The 18,790-nt window shown below is 49.6% G+C and carries 17 protein-coding genes; 7 read left to right on the top strand and 10 right to left on the bottom strand.

Going from position 1 to position 18,790, the window contains the following annotated elements:
- Positions 1–38: 38 nt before the first annotated feature.
- The 3 genes from GK108_RS19125 to GK108_RS19135 all read right to left on the bottom strand — a co-directional run bounded on the left by GK108_RS19125 (position 39) and on the right by GK108_RS19135 (position 3,019).
- On the bottom strand, positions 39–1,397 hold the full coding sequence (locus GK108_RS19125; RefSeq protein ID WP_163952031.1) for a neutral/alkaline non-lysosomal ceramidase N-terminal domain-containing protein: 1,359 nt from the start codon (positions 1,395–1,397) through the stop codon (positions 39–41).
- 143 nt (positions 1,398–1,540) lie between these two features.
- Positions 1,541–2,284, bottom strand: a complete 744-nt coding sequence (locus GK108_RS19130; protein ID WP_163952032.1) for a ferritin-like domain-containing protein — start codon at positions 2,282–2,284, stop codon at positions 1,541–1,543.
- A gap of 15 nt (positions 2,285–2,299) precedes the next feature.
- Positions 2,300–3,019 carry a ferritin-like domain-containing protein gene (locus tag GK108_RS19135; RefSeq protein ID WP_163952034.1) on the bottom strand — a complete coding sequence of 240 codons (720 nt, stop codon included), beginning with the start codon at positions 3,017–3,019 and terminating at the stop codon, positions 2,300–2,302.
- Positions 3,020–3,311: 292 nt separating this feature from the next.
- Between GK108_RS19135 and GK108_RS19140 the strand changes: the two genes are divergently transcribed.
- Positions 3,312–3,803 (top strand): DUF4126 family protein, encoded by a 492-nt coding sequence (locus GK108_RS19140; protein ID WP_163952037.1) that lies wholly within the window; start codon positions 3,312–3,314, stop codon positions 3,801–3,803.
- Positions 3,804–4,103: 300 nt separating this feature from the next.
- Entirely contained in the window at positions 4,104–6,575 is a 2,472-nt protein-coding gene (gene thrA, locus GK108_RS19145; RefSeq protein ID WP_163952039.1) for a bifunctional aspartate kinase/homoserine dehydrogenase I, read from the top strand.
- A gap of 1 nt (position 6,576) precedes the next feature.
- On the opposite strand, the gene GK108_RS19150 is transcribed toward thrA, so the two are convergent.
- The 3 genes from GK108_RS19150 to GK108_RS19160 form a co-directional block, all read right to left on the bottom strand.
- On the bottom strand, positions 6,577–6,939 hold the full coding sequence (locus tag GK108_RS19150; RefSeq protein WP_163952041.1) for a DUF5615 family PIN-like protein: 363 nt from the start codon (positions 6,937–6,939) through the stop codon (positions 6,577–6,579).
- Between the two features lie 2 nt (positions 6,940–6,941).
- Positions 6,942–7,175, bottom strand: coding sequence for a DUF433 domain-containing protein (locus GK108_RS19155; protein ID WP_163952043.1), 234 nt, complete (start codon positions 7,173–7,175; stop codon positions 6,942–6,944).
- A gap of 74 nt (positions 7,176–7,249) precedes the next feature.
- The gene (locus GK108_RS19160) at positions 7,250–8,116 is read right to left on the bottom strand and encodes a hypothetical protein (RefSeq protein WP_163952045.1); all 867 of its coding nucleotides are present in this window, start codon (positions 8,114–8,116) and stop codon (positions 7,250–7,252) included.
- Between the two features lie 162 nt (positions 8,117–8,278).
- On the opposite strand from GK108_RS19160, the gene GK108_RS19165 reads away from it, so the two are divergent.
- Positions 8,279–9,892, top strand: coding sequence for an McrB family protein (locus GK108_RS19165; RefSeq protein ID WP_163952047.1), 1,614 nt, complete (start codon positions 8,279–8,281; stop codon positions 9,890–9,892).
- 85 nt (positions 9,893–9,977) lie between these two features.
- A complete protein-coding gene (locus GK108_RS19170) occupies positions 9,978–11,024 on the top strand; it encodes a galactitol-1-phosphate 5-dehydrogenase (protein ID WP_163952049.1) in 1,047 nt (348 codons plus the stop codon).
- 74 nt (positions 11,025–11,098) lie between these two features.
- Here GK108_RS19170 and GK108_RS19175 read toward each other — a convergent pair whose 3' ends face one another.
- Positions 11,099–11,506: a hypothetical protein gene (locus GK108_RS19175; protein WP_163952052.1), complete on the bottom strand. Its 408-nt coding sequence runs from the start codon at positions 11,504–11,506 to the stop codon at positions 11,099–11,101.
- 9 nt (positions 11,507–11,515) lie between these two features.
- Positions 11,516–11,935: a hypothetical protein gene (locus GK108_RS19180; RefSeq protein WP_163952054.1), complete on the bottom strand. Its 420-nt coding sequence runs from the start codon at positions 11,933–11,935 to the stop codon at positions 11,516–11,518.
- Between the two features lie 445 nt (positions 11,936–12,380).
- On the opposite strand from GK108_RS19180, the gene GK108_RS19185 reads away from it, so the two are divergent.
- From GK108_RS19185 to GK108_RS19195, 3 genes are read left to right on the top strand one after another with little or no spacing between them, the layout of a single operon-like run.
- Positions 12,381–12,596 carry a hypothetical protein gene (locus tag GK108_RS19185; protein WP_163952056.1) on the top strand — a complete coding sequence of 72 codons (216 nt, stop codon included), beginning with the start codon at positions 12,381–12,383 and terminating at the stop codon, positions 12,594–12,596.
- Positions 12,597–12,598: 2 nt separating this feature from the next.
- Positions 12,599–13,006 carry a PIN domain-containing protein gene (locus GK108_RS19190; protein ID WP_163952058.1) on the top strand — a complete coding sequence of 136 codons (408 nt, stop codon included), beginning with the start codon at positions 12,599–12,601 and terminating at the stop codon, positions 13,004–13,006.
- Between the two features lie 11 nt (positions 13,007–13,017).
- On the top strand, positions 13,018–14,094 hold the full coding sequence (locus GK108_RS19195; protein ID WP_163952060.1) for a Gfo/Idh/MocA family protein: 1,077 nt from the start codon (positions 13,018–13,020) through the stop codon (positions 14,092–14,094).
- Between the two features lie 64 nt (positions 14,095–14,158).
- Here the strand turns inward: GK108_RS19195 and GK108_RS19200 are convergent, their stop codons facing one another.
- Both GK108_RS19200 and GK108_RS19205 read right to left on the bottom strand, forming a co-directional pair.
- Positions 14,159–15,463 carry a RagB/SusD family nutrient uptake outer membrane protein gene (locus GK108_RS19200; protein WP_163952062.1) on the bottom strand — a complete coding sequence of 435 codons (1,305 nt, stop codon included), beginning with the start codon at positions 15,461–15,463 and terminating at the stop codon, positions 14,159–14,161.
- Positions 15,464–15,536: 73 nt separating this feature from the next.
- Positions 15,537–18,731: a SusC/RagA family TonB-linked outer membrane protein gene (locus GK108_RS19205; RefSeq protein ID WP_246224997.1), complete on the bottom strand. Its 3,195-nt coding sequence runs from the start codon at positions 18,729–18,731 to the stop codon at positions 15,537–15,539.
- Between the last annotated feature and the right edge of the window lie 59 nt (positions 18,732–18,790).

The raw sequence follows: 18,790 nt of genomic DNA on the forward strand, positions 1-18,790 counted from the left end.
AAATATACGAAAAAAGTGCGACTTTTCCCCGAGCTGATTTAGTCAATCTTATCCAGTAAGCCTGTCATCATTTCCTTAAAATAGTCGCCATTGTAGGGACCAAACCAGTTCATATCCCGGACTTCGTAGGCCTGGCGATCGTAGTATCGATCGGGTGTAATATACCCAATATAACCACCGTCGAAGCTTGTTACCATAAGGTTCAACCCTTTCTGGGCAGCAATCGGGTTTAGCTCGGCCGCCAGTTCCCCCGAAAAATCGCAGGGAGTGCCTAACAGAACCGTCTGCCCGATACGTAGCGCCTTCAGATCGGACGGATAATCGCCATACAACGCATAAAATAACCAGGGACGTACGCGCCAGTTGCCAACAACACGCGGATTTGGTTCCCGCAAACCCAGCGGTAATGTCAGGATCGACAAAGTGCTATCTGGCTGGGTTTTCATGGCCGGAACAGTCCGTTCTATACGTACTGCCAGATCGCCAGCGTAATTACGAATCTCCTGAAAATCGGTCTTACCACGCGATACCGGTGCTGTGCTGCCCACCGCTCCCGCCAGAAACAGCGCGAAATCAGCCGATTTTTTTTCCAGACGATCCACCAGTGACCCCGGATAATCGCGGCTTAAGTACGCACTGTTATCACCGTCAAAAAGCGTTGGATGGCCCGCAAACGAACACAATAACGCCGACTCTCCCGAGCGCTTTCGAAATTCCAGTAGTCGTATTTTTCCATCCAGCGTTCCGGTTGGGCCCGATGAGGAAAGCCGATTGGAAATCATATCACTGGCATCCGTTTCGCCAAACGCAATTTGTACCGGCTCCATTTTCATCTGCGCCTTTCGTATGGCAGCCAGAACGCCATCCGTAATCTGCTTAACAATTTCTTCGTCGTACCCACCCGCAATTAGTTGCCCGACCAACCGGGGAGCCCAACCGCCCATGCTATTGTGCGAATGGATAGCCCCCATATATACGTTTTCCCAACGCAATCCCACTTCTGGTAATCGCTTCTTCAGCGCTTCTGTTACTGTTGGCGGTGTAATAACCAGGTCGAGCGCTACGATAGCCACTTTAGTACCGCCATTATCAAGCATGATGGCCCGGGCGAAAATCGAATCACTCAGTGTTTTCCAATGTTTACCAAGTCGTTCGCCATAACCACCCGTAGGCGTTGTATGCGACGGTGTAATGTTCACCTTACTCCATCCGGCCAGCAACCCATGCCGAGCCGCAGGAGACGTAGTGAGTTGGGCTAATCGTTGCTTGGTCTGGGCGTAGTAAGGCATTTCCTGGTAGGGCGTATCATCAACAGGAGCCAGTGCAAAGGCCAGAAAAATCAGGATAACGACCACAAGGCCTGCCAGGATTTTAAAAAGAATGCGAAGGAATGTCATACCGGTTTGCCACCGTCGATGGCGAATTTGGCGCAAGCAACAAAAAAAGGACGAATGAGAAACAAAAAGGCACCGGAGAAAATCTCCGATGCCTTCATCCACCCTGCCGGTTTCCCGGCTTCCCTATGCGTCACTGTTGTGCATTATGCCAAAAATGGCGTAACGATTGCCAGTACCTGCTCTTTGGTTAGTGGTTCGTCAAAGGCTGCCCGTAGCGCATCGTCAGATTGACCACTTAATGCGGTTAAGTTTTTCAGATTAACACCGCCCTGCGTAAACGTCGTTTGCTGTGGATTAGAAACCCATCCTTTCAGATTCTGCATACGACGAATTTCCGATGCGTGCCGGGCCTCTACTGAATGAATCTGTAACGCTACCGTCAAAATCTGTTTATCGTTGATGAGCGTACCGGCCTGACCTTTGTAGGCCTGAACACCCGTATCTTCAAAAGCCTGCGCTGTAGCCAGGAACGTTGAATACGTAGTGAACGTAGCAGCCGGGAACTTAAACGTCGGCTTGGCCACTGCGGCAGCTCCCAATGCTGTTTTAAGCAGGTTAACGTGGGCCGTTTCGTGCTTACTGATCTGACTGATTACCGTTCTGTCGGCAGTTGGAACCAGCCCCGAAGCAGCCAGGCCATTTTTATAGAATTCGTCTTCCAGATACTCCAGCGTCAGGGCAAAATTGGCGACATCAATGGCTGCCTGAGAGGGCGTTGTCGATTGCGCAAAAGCCTGGTTGAACGTAGTGGCCATCAGCGTAGGAACAGCGGCTGCGGCCAGATTCGTACCGTATTTGATAAGATTCCGGCGCGAATAAAAACTATATCGCTCGTTAGCTTCCGGATCAAGTTTTTCTATTTCTGATATGACTTTAAATAAATTCATGGCGTTTCGTCGGGTTTATGCAGTTGGAAGACTAGCGCCACTCAATGGCGTGGCAACGTATTTCTGAGCCGTTGGTAAAATATCGGCTGGCTTGGTAGCGGGATCAAGACCCGTTGTTGGTGCAACAATATCGTCGCCCGCAAAATCGGCTGATTTAGGATTCAGCAGATCACGAATAGCGGCAGCATGGCGCGCTTCAACCGACACAATTTTTCCCGCCAGAGTTAGGTACGTAGCATCTTTGATAAGTGGACCCGCCCCATTGTAGGCTGCTACGCCCAGATCTTCAAACGCTTTTGCCGTACCCAGAACACTGGCCCGATCACTAAAATTGATAGCCGTGAAGTTGGGCGACAGGTCGGCAATTCGGTTAGCCGCCGGAATAGCCGCTCTGAAAAACTCCCGATGAATGATCTCATGGTCACGAATATCGGTCAGCAACGTTTTCTCCGCATCGGTCATTCCCGTATAAGGAGTCTTGATAACCTGATCGTAGAAAGCGGCTTCTAACTGCTCCAACGCGTAAGCATAGTTTAGAATACCGATATCACCGGTACCTAAATCAACAGTAGATGGCACTGTTGTGGGATTTTCTTCATCCTTACAAGAGGAAAGAACAGCACCTCCAGCCACTGCCGCACCGGCATAGCGCAGAAACAGCCGACGGCCTACTTTAACTGGCTCCAGCTGCCCCGGCAACATAGTAAGGCCAGATTCTTTTTTTACGTTGTTCATACGTTCGTTAAAAATTAACAAATTAATGTGTGTCGAAAAGGCCACGTTTTTCAGGCGGCTGTTTAGATTTACGCAGACTATTCTGACTTGGATTTATATTCTGCAACAATTGATACAACGGGCTTGTTTTGTGATAGCAGCAGAATAAACGCAATTCTCTGACTATCAAACAAACAATCGACAGAACCGACTCACCAATTCTTCGAGTTCCCACTATAATCAGTAGATTAGCAATCCGCTAAAACAAACAGGCTAAAGACCTGTTTTGACTACATACTCAACGCAAAACAGAATGAACAGAACGTACTTGGATGCCTTACAATTAGGCATGGTAGCTGGTATGCGCAGCATGATGGCACCAGCTTTTATTAGTCATAAACTAGCTCAGTTCCACCCTACTTTACCAGCCAGTTCCAAACTGGGTTTTCTCACCTCGCCAACCACAGCGCGGGTACTGAAATTACTGGCAGGCGGAGAATTGCTTGGCGATAAAGTACCCGGCGCACCCGATAGAACCGTAGCCCCCCAGTTTGCCGGACGAGTATTAGCGGGCGCTATGTCTGGAGCCGCTTTTAGCAAAGCAGAGGGCCAATCGGTTTCGTACGGAGCTCTGGTTGGTGGTGTAGGAGCCGTGGTTGGTACGTTATTTTTCTTTCATGCCCGGCAGTGGCTCACCCACGAGCAGAAACTACCGGATTCTGTTGTTGCCATTGCCGAAGATGCTATCGCCATCGGCACAAGCTGGCAGATCATGAAACAACTGCCAGCCCCTCAGACAACGTAGTACACGTATCACCTGATTGAGACAAAGGCGCATCCGACGGAGTGCGCTTTTTTTATGGTGTTATACCCAACATCATTTCCCGGCAAATCTAAATCAGGCTAATCCTGTCAGAAAAGAAATCGTCCTGCGCCCCGTTTATAACGGTCTGAAGTTTGATACCGATCTTAAATGTTATCTTTGCCCTCCCAAAACTACTTCATCGACAACCTCATTGATACGAATAGTAACTACCCCTCTATCCATTTCATAGCTGGGCATAGATTTATTATTCACTCTACATTCTTCATTCTACATTAGTATATGCAGGTTCTGAAATTTGGCGGTACATCGGTCGGTTCCGTAGAGAGTATAAAACAAGTCATTCAAATCATTGAAAATCACTACCTGAATGGCGATCGAATAACTGTCGTGTTCTCGGCGATGGGTGGTGTTACCAATCAACTGATTGAAATTGGTCGCATGGCCACTACCGGCAATACCGATTATATGGAATTGGTACGTCGCATCGAAGACCGCCATTTCAACGTCATAAAAGCACTCATTCCCGTTAAGGAACAGAGTAAAGTGTTTGCCAACATCCGGGGCATTATCAACGAACTCGAAGATTTGTTACGGGGCGTATCACTTATCCGCGAATTATCGGCCCGCACTCTCGACCTGATTACCAGCTTTGGAGAGCGGTTATCCACAACTGTTATCACCGAATGCGTAAAAAGACGCCGGGGAGACGGTCTCGGCATTCCGGCGCAATTCTGTGATGCCCGCACGATTATCAAAACCGACGCCCAGTTTGGTCAGGCCGAAGTGAATTACACGCTGACGAATCAATTGATTCTGGAGCACTTCGCCAAAAGTAATGATCTTCAGATGGTGACGGGCTTCATCGGCTCGACCGAAAAAAACGAAACCACAACCCTGGGCCGGGGCGGTTCTGACTATACGGCCAGCATTATCGGAGCAGCCCTTAATGCCGATATGATCGACATCTGGACCGACGTAGACGGCATGATGACGGCCGACCCGCGAAAAGTACCTAATGCGTTCAATATACCGACCATTACGTATGCCGAAGCGATGGAGCTATCACACTTCGGTGCCAAAGTTATTTATCCGCCCAGTTTGCAACCCGCTTTTGCCCGCAATATCCCGATTCGAGTTCTCAATACGTTTAATGCAACCCACAGCGGTACGGTCGTGAGCCGAACCGCCGAACGGCGTCAGTACACTATTACGGGGATTTCGAGCATTGATGATGTGGCGCTGGTAAACGTACAGGGTTCGGGAATGATTGGCGTAGCGGGCGTATCCGCTAAATTGTTTGGGGTGCTGGCCACCAACCGTATCAGCGTCATTCTGATTTCGCAGGCATCGTCAGAGCACTCCATCTGCTTTGCCATTGACCCGCGCGGTGCCGAACAGGTCAAAGCGATTCTGGACGCCGAATTTGCGACGGAAATTGCGCACGGCCACATCGATAACATTACCATCGAACGCGACCTTTCAGTTATTGCTACCGTTGGTGAAGGCATGAAAAAGAGTTCGGGCATTGCCGGAAAACTATTTTCTGTACTGGGCAAAAACGGGGTCAATATTGTCGCCGTGGCCCAGGGCTCATCAGAGATCAACATCTCGGTTGTTATCAATAAAAACAACCTCTCGAAAGCACTTAACTCGCTCCACAATATTTTCTTCCAGTCCGAAGCGCGCGTCCTGAATCTGTATCTGGTAGGCACCGGCCTGATTGGCAAAACGCTGCTGAATCAGATCTATAAGCAGAACGAATTCCTACGTACCGAAAAGTTGCTGAAAGTCTGCGTAGTGGGCATGACCAATACGAAAAAGATGCTGCTCGACCCGAAAGGAATTTCGCTGGACGACTGGCGCGAACGGTTACTGACCGAAGGCGTTACAACCTCTTTGCCCGCTTTTGTCGAGAAAATCAAGGATTATAATCTGCCCAACTCAGTATTTATCGACTGTACGTCGGATAAAGACATCGTGCAGTTCTACGAATCGTTGCTGGATGCCAACATTTCGGTCGTTACGCCCAACAAAGTAGCGAACTCAGGCCCATACAGCGAATACCGGCGCCTGCAACGTACCGCCCTGAACCGGGGCGTCAAATTCCTCTACGAAACAAACGTGGGGGCGGGTTTACCCATCATCAATACGGTGCAGGGCCTGATGACCGCCGGCGACCAATTCCTGAAAATCGAGGCCATTCTTTCCGGTACGTTATCGTTCATTTTCAATACGTTCCGCCCCGGCACTTCGTTTGCTGATGTGGTTCGCGAAGCCAAAGAAAAAGGCTATACGGAACCCGACCCGCGCGACGATTTAAGCGGTCAGGACGTAGCGCGCAAGATTCTGATTCTGGCCCGTGAAGCCGGTTTCGCCCTGGAGCCGGAAGACGTAACCATCGATACGTTGCTGCCACAGCCCTGTCTGGATGCGCCCACCATTTCGGCATTCTTTGACGAACTGGAACGTAACAATGATTATTTCGAAAACCTATTGTCGGCGGCCGAAGCCAATGGCGAAAAGCTGCGGTTTGTAGCCAGCTTCGAGAATAACAAAGCAACAATTGGCCTGAAACCCGTTGGTGTCGATCATCCGTTTTATCAATTGACAGGTGCCGACAACATTGTTTCATTCACGACGGAGCGCTACAAAGATCGCCCGTTGGTGGTAAAAGGCCCCGGCGCAGGTGCCGAAGTAACAGCCGCTGGCGTCTTCGCCGATGTAGTGAGTATTGGCAGTTATCTGGCGTAAGTTAATAGCTTATCAGATGAGTACGAGTAGCAACTACCATGCTGGCAGAGTCGTTAAAAAGACTGATGATAGATGGTAGTTGCTGATCAAGCCAATCCACTAAATCGTTATTCCGAATATTGCCCAGGGTTAAATAAAGCAAGCGAGGAGGTGGACCAAGTTTATAGAACAGGTCTGGAAAATCGCTGTCCTTCGTAATCACGATTCGCTCTTCTGCAATCGCAATAGTACGTATTGCGTTGTCTGCTAATAGATGGCCATTGTCAAAATGAGTCGTATGGATAGCATCGAAGCCTTTTCTACGTAAAAAAGAAGCTAAAACTGGAGGTAGCTGCGTGTCAACGATGAACCGTAAGTGCTCCATTATTACGCTGCGAGCGGGGCTATACTTTTCGCATTCGTTACTTTCGACGCATACAGAAGGCAAGCCTGAATATCAGCTTCTTCCAGATAAGGATAGTCTACTAATATTTCCTGATAACTCATCCCTGCGGCTAACAATTCGAGCAAGTGGGAAACGCCAAAACGCATATTCCGGATAGATGGCTTTCCGTGCAACACCTCCGGATTTATAGTGATTCTGTCTAGTAGATTTTCCATCTGTTGTTGACTCATGCGATAAAAATCAAATATAGGCACTTACATAGTGAGTATTGGCAGTTATCTGGCGTACGTTATTCGCACTGATAGGTAAATGTCTGCAGGTTTTTCTTCGACACAGGATTAGGCACACTGGCCTGATAGAGCAACGCAGCCTGATCCTGTGTCATTACTTTGTTGTCGGCATCATAAACCGGCGTAAATGTAGACGACTCCCGTAGGTTAGAGCGGCTTCCGGTGCTGGTCAGGTTATACGATTTTAAGGCAATACAGTTATTGTTGTGCCAGAATCGACCGGGTCGTGTTTCTACGGCCTGGCTCAACGCAACAACAGTCAGCAATGGCAGCTCCGAGAGTCGTTTGTAGGGAGCAGGTTTCGTATCGAACGTGTATTCGGTTTCCTGTTCCACCACCGAACCATCATTGAGTGTAAATCGAACCTGCTCATTCGTCAGATTACCATTGGTATCATACGTCAGCGTAAAAGCACGTTCTTTCGTCAGCGAACCCGTAGGCAGTATCTGGCGACTTTCCACAATTTTCGACAGCCGTCCCGCAGTCGTATATTCCATACCAAACGTAGACATCACTTTTCCGCCCCTGGTGAACGTAGCACTCGTTGGCGACGTAGCCGACCCGTACCCGAACGTAACGACATCCTGCCCGCCCGCTGCCGAACGAACGCGCTGATCGGCATAGGTAACCGTAAACGTTACGTCCTGATTTTTCGTTTTCTCTGCAAGCGTCGTCAACGTAGCCGCGTTATACGTGAAGGTCCGTTTGATCTCATCAGTCAATTGCCCATCCGCAGCAACCACCTGATCGTTCGTACTGGTCAGGCGGCAGGTGGGAATAACAGGGTTTTCTTCCGGCTTACAGGCAAACGTAGCAGCCAGCAGAAACGTAACGGATAAGCAAATCGGTAGAATTCTAGTTTTCATAAATAGCTGGATAAATACATAACAAATGTATTGTTCTCTCGTAGTCTTACCTACAGGATAAGCATAAAAATTGTAGCTTCGCAATAGGTTATAGGGTTGTTTTGAGAGAATCTCACACCATATACCTTATGACACCCAAAATCAGGAAATCGTTGTACCATAGTGTTAACTGAAACGTATCAGCAACCCTTACTAGACAGTATCCGCGTTATCGACCATCCCGAAGCGGTTCGGCGTTTTTTCGGCCTGCTTAAAGAATTGATCGATATCGTTAATCTTCCCAACGGCGATGCCCGATTGGTCTTCTCGCCCAGTCGGCGGGAGAAGGGCGTTATCTCGGCTGATATAAATTTTTTTCAGGCGTTACGTATTCAAAGGCCTCCACACCGGCGCACCGGGCGGGGCGAGGTAGAATATCACCTCACCGTCAAGAAATCCTGTCAGGAACGGCTGGCCAGTATTGAAGAACTGGTTTTTGAGCCAATTACCGAGAAATCTGATTATGTAGCCGTTATTATTGGTCAATCGAATGCGCATCTGTTAACGCACATAACGCTACGTAGCTGCTGGGAAGACTGTCTTCTGGAATTGGTTGAAAGCAACAAACGTGGTCCGCATTCGGCCCGCCATAATTCGGATGTGTACCGAGCCGCCGAAGACGAAGCGCTGCTCAGTGATTTAATTCGCCTGGCCGACGACCCAACTCTGGCCGAGCGCGGCCAAAACGGAACAACCGTTGAAGAACCGGAAGCCGACTATGAAACCGAGTCAGCGTCGGCGCAACAGCCTCACAACCTGATCCTGTTTGGCCCGCCGGGTACTGGCAAAACATTTGCGCTGCAACCGTATCTACAGGACGGGAACGCCAGTCTGATTACCTTCCATCCATCGTATAGTTATGAAGAATTTGTGGAAGGTATTCGTCCCGAGGTATTGGGCAATCAGATTACGTACCGCATTCGGAAGGGCATTTTTCACAAAGCCTGTATGTCGGCCATACAACTGGCGGGCTACGGCACGTTGGCCGACTGCCTGAACGATACGCCCGAGAACCGCCATCGACGTCTTCGGAAAGCCCCCGCCCATTATTTGCTGATCGATGAGGTTAACCGCGCCAACGTAGCCAGCGTGTTCGGTGATTTAATAACCCTCCTTGAAGCCGACAAACGACTGGGTGCCGAAAACGAATTGTGGCTTACTCTCCCCTATTCGCAGGAGCGGTTTGGCGTCCCCATGAATCTCTTTGTGGTTGGCACCATGAACACAACCGACCGGTCGATTGCGCTGCTCGACATCGCGCTGCGTCGACGGTTCTCGTTCCGGGAGATGGTGCCAGATCCAGGCGTATTGCCCATCATCGATGGCATCGATTTACCACAATTGCTACGAACCATCAACGAACGTATCGAATATTTGCTCGATCGTGATCATCAGATTGGGCACGCTTACTTAACGAACGTAACGAATCAGGCCGATTTGTGCGATACATTCCGGGATCGTATCATCCCGCTTTTGCAGGAATATTTTTTCAACGACTGGTCGAAAATCCAGCTGGTTTTAGGCGATAATCCGTCCTGGGGAAAAGACCCAGAGCAACGACTGATCTGGGTCAGAAAAAAGTATACCGCATCCGCAACGACCCGACTCTTTGGCGAAATTCCGGAGTCGGTAGACGAGATCGTTACGTATGAAATCAATCCACATCTGCACCGTAGCGAATACGATCAGTTGCCGGTAGAAACGTTTATCAGAATTTATCAGAAACCAACTTTGTAGCCTGGACGTCCACGTCCGGGTGTAAATAAAAACAACTACGACCCTTAATACGCCCGGACGTGGATGGCCAGGCTACCCTAACAACATGAAAGCACTCGTTTTAACGGAATACAATCATTTTGATTTACAGGATCTACCCAAACCAACCATCCGCCCCAACGAAGTACTGGTTCGGGTGCAGGCAGTGGGCATTTGCGGCTCCGATGTTCACGGTATGGACGGCAGCAGCGGCCGACGCATTCCGCCCATTGTAATGGGCCACGAAGCGTCGGGCATTATCGCCGAAGTAGGCACTGACGTAAAAGACTGGTCGACCGGCGACCGTGTTACGTTCGACTCGACGGTGTACGCCCTCGATGACTGGTATAGCCGCCGGGGCATGTACAATCTCAGCGATGGTCGCGAAGTCGTTGGCGTTTCTACCCCAGATTTTAAACGGCAAGGCGCTTTTGCCGAATACGTCGCCGTTCCTCAGCATATTCTGTATGCCATTCCCGACAACGTATCGTTTACCCAGGCCGCGCTGGTCGAACCCGTAGCCGTAGCCCTGCACGCTGTAAGCCTGACGCCCATTCAGGTCAACAATTCGGCCGTCGTAGTCGGAGCCGGTATGATTGGACTGTTCGTTATCCAGGCTCTAAAACTGGCTGGCTGCACGACCATCATTGCTATCGATCTGGAAAACGATCGGCTGGCGTTGGCGCAGACGCTCGGAGCAACCCATATCATCAACGCCGGAACACCCGATCAGCAAGGCAGAGACGTAGCGAAACAGGTGCAGGACCTGACTCACGGACGTGGGGCCGACGTATCGTTCGAAGTAGTTGGTGCTGGCCCAACCGTGAAAACTGCGATTGAGTGCGTACGCAAGGGTGCGACCGTAACGCTGGTTGGTAACCTGGCTCCAACCGTAGAGATTCCATTGCAGGCTGTAGTTACCCGTCAGTTACGCTTGCAGGGTTCCTGCGCGATCAACGGCGAATATGAAGCTTCCCTGGACCTGATTTCATCCGGTCGTATCAACGTAGAAGCCATTTTAAGTGCCGAAGTCCCACTCGCAGAAGGCGCCGACTGGTTCAACCGGCTCTACAACAAAGAGAAAGGGCTGATCAAAGTGGTTTTAAAACCGTAAAGATTGTCTCAGACAGCATCTTGCTGTCTGTTGTGATATCCATAACTCAGACAGCAAGATGCTGTCTGAGACAATTAATTAGCCGGAGTATACTGCATTACCCGTTCTCCACTTTGCAGTTCTAACAGGTTATTCCGCAAAATCCTGATTGTGGCCTTTGAATTATCAACACAACTTACACTCGGACACGAGGGGTATTCGCCATACACAAGCATTAACCCATCCCGAATAAACCGGCTTCCCGAGCAACAGGGCGTCGGAGTTTCGACGCCGTTTCTACGATAAACGAGCGATCCATCTGCTTTATATTCCGTATCGTAATAAGCATCTGTGTCGTACGACACCCATGTAGATTCCTGAGCGTTGCGCACCCGATTCAAATTCCAGCGCTTATAGAGTTGTTCTTTGGGGCCAATAGAACCGTCGCCCTGACAGGCACTGACCATCACTAAACCCAGCAACATAGCGATCCAGCTTTTCATAAACGTACGTTAAGGTTCAGGAACAAATTCAAGTACGGTCTTATTACCCGATAAGACCAACGACGTATCAGTTAAGGTAGTAATATGCCAGTCAACACCTGCCTGCAGCTGCGATCCGGCACAGTCGATCAATGCGCAAACGGGATCTGATGTATCCCATATAAATCGGATGATCGTCCCATTCCCCTCAAAACGAACAGGTGCACAGCAACTTTTAGGGTCCTGCTCTTTAACGAATTTACCATCTCTCGGAAACGTCACCTTTTCGGGATACATATCCGTGGTCACCTGCCAGTCATACAGCTTTCGGGCAAGACGCCAGGTCCGATACAACTGGTCTGATTCCGGCAACGATATATCCTGACCAGGCTTATGGCAGGCAATGATCTGCGATAAAAACAAAGCAGACAGTAAAACGATACGTATCATTAGTAGCAAAAGTATCTGGTTTCTGATCGAACAGGGGGTACTTATATACGCCCACTAACCATATTTGAGCGGTTTTACTATTGATCCAGTTTTAGGCTACTCCGTTGGAATACATGGATTTTCAGCAGCAAAATGGTAACAGATAACGGTCAGGGCGCTACCTATCTGACCTAGAACGCCAACCAACCCGACACCATTACGGATGGGCGCGTTTATCAACGCTATCAGTTGCTGTACTCCCTAAAACCACCTATCCGAATTGGCGTAGGGTTGAAAACTAAACGTAGCGGAAGGCTTCGATGTACGGGTAGGGTTGACTGGTAAAAGGTTAATCAAACAACGATAAATCAAGAAATGTTTTAGTGCCCCCTACACGAATCATTCCTTCAAACGCTACGCGTCTTCTTTAATTTTTCCGTACCTTAGACACATAAACGCTTATTTTATGAGTGCTATCAACATACAGAATCAACCGGATCGCTACGTAATCAGCATTGATAAAAAAGCCGTGAGCAAGGAGTTTATGCTCGATTTGCTGGAACGGTTGCAGCTTGAACAACTGGCACAAAAACTGGATATCGATGAATCTATCCTAGCATTAGGCGAAGAAATCAATGCCAATTGGTGGCAGCAAAATAAGCATCGTTTCATTAAGGAATAGCTATGAATAATGTCGTTATTGATCACAACATTTTATTCTCAGCTATCTACACAAAGTCCTCTCACACGCGACAGCAATTACTGAATAGCCCCTTTAACTTCTATACGCCCAACTACCTGATTGTTGAATTATTTAAACATAGGCAACGAATCGTCGAGAAATCGAAAGCGACTGAACTAGAAGTGCTGAGTTATCTGAATCAGGTCATCCAAAAAGTTCATTTTTTCAACGAAGAACTAATAAGCCTTGAAAACTTTTTCACGGCTTACCATCTTTGCAAGGATATAGACGAAAATGATACGGCTTATATCGCTTTAACCCTTGAACTCAACGGAGAGTTGTGGACACGCGACGAGGTCTTGAAAACAGGACTACGTTCACGCGGCTTCGATCAATTCTTCGGTGAATAATCACTCGTATAATGCCTGACCCTATTCGTATTGCCGTTATCGGCCCCGGCAAAGTAGCTCACCTGCACGCGAAAGCCGTTCTCCAAACACCAGACACCGAGTTGGTCGCCGTTTATGGCCGGACCTACCAGAAAGCCGAAGACTTTGCCAATCAGTATGGCATCCAGGCGTATAGCGACATTTATGATATGGTTAACCGCGAAAACGTTGACCTCTGTCTGGTTTGTACAACACACCCAGCCCACCGGGAACCAACCATTGCGGCTCTGGATGCCGGTTCGCATGTGCTGGTCGAAAAGCCCCTGGCCTCGTCGCTCGAAGACTGCGACGCCATGATCGAAGCGGCTAAACGGAACGGTCGCTATTTGGGTACGATCAGTCAACGGCGATTTTACGAACCAAGCCAGCGAATTCGTCGGGCTATCGACGAGGGTAAAATTGGAAAGCCCGTTCTAGGTACCATCCAAATGCTGGGCTGGCGCGATGAAGCGTATTATAAAAGCGATGCCTGGCGCGGTACGTGGGATCAGGAAGGCGGTGGTGTACTGGTGAATCAGTCGCCCCACCAGCTGGACCTGCTGCTCTGGTATATGGGCGAGATTGACGAAGTATATGGCGTCTGGCGTAATTTGAACCACCCATACATTGACGTAGACGATACGGCACTGGCCATTATCAAATTCAAAAATGGCGCACTGGGCAATGTCATCGTGAGTAATTCGCAGAAGCCGGGCATTTTTGGTAAGGTTCATGTCCACGGTGAAAATGGTGCTTCGGTGGGCGTACAAACCGACGGTGGAGCCCTGTTCATTGCGGGTATGTCGAGTATTACGGACCCGCCAGTCAATGATCTCTGGACCGTACCGGGTGAGGAAAATCAGTTAGCAAAATTTGTAGAAGTAGACACTGAATTTTTTAAGACTATCGACGCTACGGTTTATTATTTCGGCTTACAAATTGCCGAGTTCCGCGATGCCATTCGGGAAAACCGCCCGCCTGTTGTTACGGGCGAAGATGGACGTAACGTAGTCGCCTTGTTCCAGGCCATCTACGAATCGACCCGAACCGGAATGCCGGTTAAACTATAAAAATCGAGAGCCCGATTGATTTCAATCGGGCTCTCGATTTTATTAATCAACTCTAAAATAAAAATTAGGCAGGATCGGTAGCGGGCGTACTCGTGTTATTCTCACGCTCAATACGCGGATACGGATAATAATTACGTGTCCGCTCCGAACCGGCCGCTCCTGGGCCAGGCCGCCCAAATCGGCGGCTATCTTCCAGACGGAGGCCGCTGTAAGCCAGCTCAATATTCCGATTCCGTAGTATTTCGACCAGAACAGCATCAGCCGTTTGCGCACCGCTATAGGCTGGCAACGCAGCGCCAACGCCAAACGCATCAGTTGTGGCTGTTTTGGTCAGCACTTTATTCAGTGCTGTGATAGCGCCTGGTATGTCGCCTTTACGAGCCGATGCTTCCGCCTGAATCAGCAGCATTTCGCCAGGTAAATAGACAGGGATCGGGGTGTTGTTCGCCGTATAAAAACCTGTACCCAGGTTGGCTCTTGGGTTGGCTGTCTGCGTGTAAAAAGCAATCCGCTTATCGTCAGCCGACGGAGCCAGTGCACCCGTTAAGCCAAGAGCCGTATTGGTTGGCGCTACGACGTTAACATTGCTGAACGCGTAGAAAAACATCGGATTCCGCGACGTATCATCAAAATTAAATACCGACTTTTTGGTCAGGTCAACCTTAGCAGCGGCAGCCAATGCTTTGTCGTTATCACCAGCCATGAGTGCATAACGAGCAATTAGCGCCTGCAACGTATTGGTAATATCGACACCGGGAACAATTTTACCCGTAAAGTTAGCCGAGACCGGATTGGCGGCTACCGCCGTAGCCGCCGACTCCAGCGACGTAATGGCTTCTTTCAGCAATTGAGCCCGCTCAATAAAAGGCGAGTTTGTGCCCGTTACAATTGGAGCCGACTGAAAAAATTGAGCCAGCGTTCCAAGGGCCAACGCTCTGAAAATTGAGCCATAGGCCACTATACCACTCTTCGTCCCCGCGTCGGTCGTTACGTTGTTTACACTAGCCAGCACCAAGTCGGCGTTGGAACGTAGCAGCTGAGCCTGTGTCCAGATGGTACGTACAACACCATTCGTATTCGATACGTTACCCTGGCCCTGCTGCAAGGCAAACTCTTCGCCATTGCCCTGATTAAGCACAATCATTTCGTTGGTCGTGAGGCCACTCGCCGAAACAGCAGCCCCCAACAGCGAACCGCCACCACCTACCGAATAACGGTACTGAAGGCTGTTACAAACCGTGATAAGTCCGTCGGCCGAGCTAACCACCTGCGGCTGGCTGGCTGTACCGGGGTTCAGATATTCCTGTGTACAGGCATTTTGCAAGACCAGCAAACCTGCCATAACAGACGTTATAATTAGTTTTTTCATGAATAGTTCCGTCTAAAATCGATCGTCGTCAGCCAAATCTTCAGATTGATTTGACTGCTACTACCGATTGTTTTTAGAATGTTGCCGAAAGTTTTACCTGATACGTGCGCGGAATTGGTACGTTACCGAAATCAAGGCCACGTAGCAGATCATTCGTACCACCCGCGTTGGTTTCCGGATCGAAGCCGGTGTATTTATCCCACGAATAGAGGTTCCGGCCAACCAGCGCTACGTTGATATTGCTGACATTTTTGATTAACTTAGGCAGCGTATAGCTCAATGCTACTTCGCGCAGTTTGGTATAAGAACCACTTTCTACCCGCCATTCTTCGGTGTTGTAGATCGCGAAAATATAGCCCCGTGGAATTTCACCTTTCAGTTCTTTCTCTACGTAGTCGCCCATACCTACCCCCTGCCGGGTCCGGCGGTCAGCGTTAAATACATCCACGCCCTGAACCATGTCGAGCAAGACGTGCAACGTAAGCGCTTTGTAATTCAGATTGGTCGTAAACGAGCCGGTCCATTTTGGGTTCGGATTAGCAATCACGATGTTCGCTGTTGGAAAACGAGTATCGGGCTGGCCTTCTGCCGTGCGTGCTGGCGTAAACTCCGTTGAACCCGTCGCCTGCGACGAAGCCCGTTCTGATTGTGGGAATCCTGCTGGCGTTAACAGCAACGTACCATCTGGATTACGGGCATAACCCGTGCCGTAATAAACGCTGGCTGGTTGTCCCTGAAGCAGATATGGCGCGCCAGCGGGTGATGAAATAGCGATGGCTGGACTGCCCAACGATAATACTTTGTTGCGGTTGCTATTGAAAATGGCCGTTACGTCCCAGGAGAAATTTTTGGTTTTTACCGGCACCAGATCAAGTACCATTTCAACCCCTTTGTTTTCCATCGTACCGACGTTGTTCACAATGCTCGTTCCACCCGACGATGGAGCCAGCGCCCGGTTTACTACCAGATCTTTAATCTGCTGGTTGTAGACCGTTACGCCCAGACCAATCCGGTTGTTAACAAACGACAGATCGACACCACCTTCAACCTCAGCCATACGCTCCGGACGTACCAGCGGGTTAGCCAGCTGAGCACCCGGCAGCAATGTATTCTTACCCAGATACGCCACCGGCGTGAACTGGTAAAAACGGCTATAAGACCCTACGCCCGACAGGTTACCCGCTTCGCCGTAGCTCAACCGAAGTTTCAGGCTGTTAAGCGCCTTACTGAACGACGCATCCTTCCAGAAACTCAGGTCAGACACCACAAACGAACCACTGACTTTTGGGTAAAACTGGTTGGTTACCGAAGGCGAGAATTTAGAGGACTGGTCGCGACGGACAGCTGCCGTTATGAACGCCAGATTATTATATCCAATCGTTGCCTGGGCAAAATAACCACTCAGGTTGAACCTATCCAGACTGTAGTTGGCCTGAACGGTTGTGCTGGCAGCACCACCCACGGTTTCGATAAATGGCGACAGGTTCTGCCCCTGCGCAATGGAATAATCGGACCGGAAAAACTGGTAACTATAACCGGCAATGGCATTCAGCTTGAATCGCTCCGACAACTGACGTTCGTAGCTCACGTTCAGGTCGGTATTGATTTGAAAAACCGTGTTATTACCCGTTGCCGAATAACCTTGTGGGTACAGGTTAGCACCCAATGATGCCTGAGCCGCATACGGATACGGGCGGATATAGTTTTGCCCAACCTGTCCGTACGTATCAACCCCAAGAATATAGTCTACGCTTAAGCCTTTCAACGGAGTCAGATTCAATTGAACATCGCTGACGGTACGGTTCACCGACTGCGTAAAACGCATATCTTCAATGGTCGATAGTGGGTTCACCCGCGGACCTTCTACTGCCTGCAAGTTACCCGACGCATCGCGCTTGGTGATGTCGTAGATGTTATTCAGGATCGTAACCGAGTTCATCGGGCTATAGAATACGTTTCCGTTGGCTTTCTCATTGGAGAAGCTGTTCGCGTAGGTCAATCCCGCCGACAGTTTAGCCCAGTTGGTCAGCCGCTGGTCGAGACGAGCGCGGAAGTTATAGCGCGTGAAATCGGTGCCTTTAATAATCCCTTCGTTTTTCAGATAACCAAACGATACGTAGTACTGCGTATTATCACGGCCTCCCGACACCGAAATCGAATTATCGGTGCCGTAACCCGTCCGAAAAATCTGATCAAAATAATTGTAGCGCGGTACGTTATCCACTACGTTCGAGAGCAGATAGTTCGTTGTACCATCGCGACGTATTTCCAGAAACGTAGTGGCCGGGTTCAGTGCAATGGCTGCCTGCTGAGCCGATCCCGGTGCAAAGGTCTGAATCGGAAAAAGACGCTGCTGCGCATTCCCGAACGTTTTGTTGTACATATTAACCGGTACACTTTTCCGAAGCTCGTTGATGTTGAACGACGTCGAGAACGAAATCTTCGGCGCTCCGGTGGCCCCGCGCTTGGTCGTAATAATAACCACACCATTAGCTGCCCGCGAACCATACTGCGCAGCCGCAGCGGCCCCATTCAGTACGCTTAACGTAGCAATGTCGTTCGGGCTGATGTCGGCCAGACGGTTCGTGCCGGGCTGAGCCGAAGCAATCTGGTCAGCTACGGCTAGCTGCGATACGTTGGCGCTCTGGTTACTGACAATAACGCCATCGATAACGTAGAGCGGGTCCGACGAACCCGACAGCGATTTAATACCCCGTAACCGAATCGAAATTGATCCCGACGGATCGCCCGAGTTCTGAACGATCTGCGCCCCCGGCACTTTCCCCTGCAACGAGTTAATCAGACCCGCCGAGCCACTTTGTTGTAAATCGGCCGCCTTGATGGTACTGATGGCATTTCCCAACGAACGACGTTCTGCCTGCTGGCCTGGACTGGTTACAACAACCTCATCCAGATTGGCGATATCCTCTTTCAGCATTACGTTGGTGGTGATCGTTTCCGCATTACCCAGCGTAATGGTTTCTTTAGCCGGACTATAGCCTACCGACGAAAAATTCAATACGTAAGAGCCAGGGCTAAGGCTGGTCGAGAAGGAGTAATTCCCGTTCGCATCCGTTGCGGTACCGGTTGTTGTTCCCACAACCTGGATGGTTACGCCCGGAATGCTCTGCCCATTTCCATCTTTCACGCTTCCCTTAAGCGTGAATTGCTTGCTTTGTGCCAGAGCTGTTGTACAAAGCAGGCATGTAAGCCATAGCATGCAGACTTGCCGAATGCCATGACCAACCATTGTGTACCTGTCAGTCATAGGTGAGTAGTCGTTTACGTGATAAAAAATCAGTTGTTGAAGGGTGAAATATAGTTATA

This window comes from Spirosoma terrae (genome assembly GCF_010435915.1).
GTDB lineage: Bacteria > Bacteroidota > Bacteroidia > Cytophagales > Spirosomataceae > Spirosoma > Spirosoma terrae.

Bases quoted from the DNA above. Each gene is read 5' to 3' on its own strand.
- GK108_RS19125 (WP_163952031.1), bottom strand. From the start codon at position 1,397: ATGACATTCCTTCGCATTCTTTTTAAAATCCTGGCAGGCCTTGTGGTC.
- GK108_RS19130 (WP_163952032.1), bottom strand. From the start codon at position 2,284: ATGAATTTATTTAAAGTCATATCAGAAATAGAAAAACTTGATCCGGAA.
- GK108_RS19135 (WP_163952034.1), bottom strand. From the start codon at position 3,019: ATGAACAACGTAAAAAAAGAATCTGGCCTTACTATGTTGCCGGGGCAG.
- GK108_RS19140 (WP_163952037.1), top strand. From the start codon at position 3,312: ATGAACAGAACGTACTTGGATGCCTTACAATTAGGCATGGTAGCTGGT.
- thrA (WP_163952039.1), top strand. From the start codon at position 4,104: ATGCAGGTTCTGAAATTTGGCGGTACATCGGTCGGTTCCGTAGAGAGT.
- GK108_RS19150 (WP_163952041.1), bottom strand. From the start codon at position 6,939: ATGGAGCACTTACGGTTCATCGTTGACACGCAGCTACCTCCAGTTTTA.
- GK108_RS19155 (WP_163952043.1), bottom strand. From the start codon at position 7,175: ATGGAAAATCTACTAGACAGAATCACTATAAATCCGGAGGTGTTGCAC.
- GK108_RS19160 (WP_163952045.1), bottom strand. From the start codon at position 8,116: ATGAAAACTAGAATTCTACCGATTTGCTTATCCGTTACGTTTCTGCTG.
- GK108_RS19170 (WP_163952049.1), top strand. From the start codon at position 9,978: ATGAAAGCACTCGTTTTAACGGAATACAATCATTTTGATTTACAGGAT.
- GK108_RS19175 (WP_163952052.1), bottom strand. From the start codon at position 11,506: ATGAAAAGCTGGATCGCTATGTTGCTGGGTTTAGTGATGGTCAGTGCC.
- GK108_RS19180 (WP_163952054.1), bottom strand. From the start codon at position 11,935: ATGATACGTATCGTTTTACTGTCTGCTTTGTTTTTATCGCAGATCATT.
- GK108_RS19185 (WP_163952056.1), top strand. From the start codon at position 12,381: ATGAGTGCTATCAACATACAGAATCAACCGGATCGCTACGTAATCAGC.
- GK108_RS19190 (WP_163952058.1), top strand. From the start codon at position 12,599: ATGAATAATGTCGTTATTGATCACAACATTTTATTCTCAGCTATCTAC.
- GK108_RS19195 (WP_163952060.1), top strand. From the start codon at position 13,018: ATGCCTGACCCTATTCGTATTGCCGTTATCGGCCCCGGCAAAGTAGCT.
- GK108_RS19200 (WP_163952062.1), bottom strand. From the start codon at position 15,463: ATGAAAAAACTAATTATAACGTCTGTTATGGCAGGTTTGCTGGTCTTG.
- GK108_RS19205 (WP_246224997.1), bottom strand. From the start codon at position 18,731: ATGACTGACAGGTACACAATGGTTGGTCATGGCATTCGGCAAGTCTGC.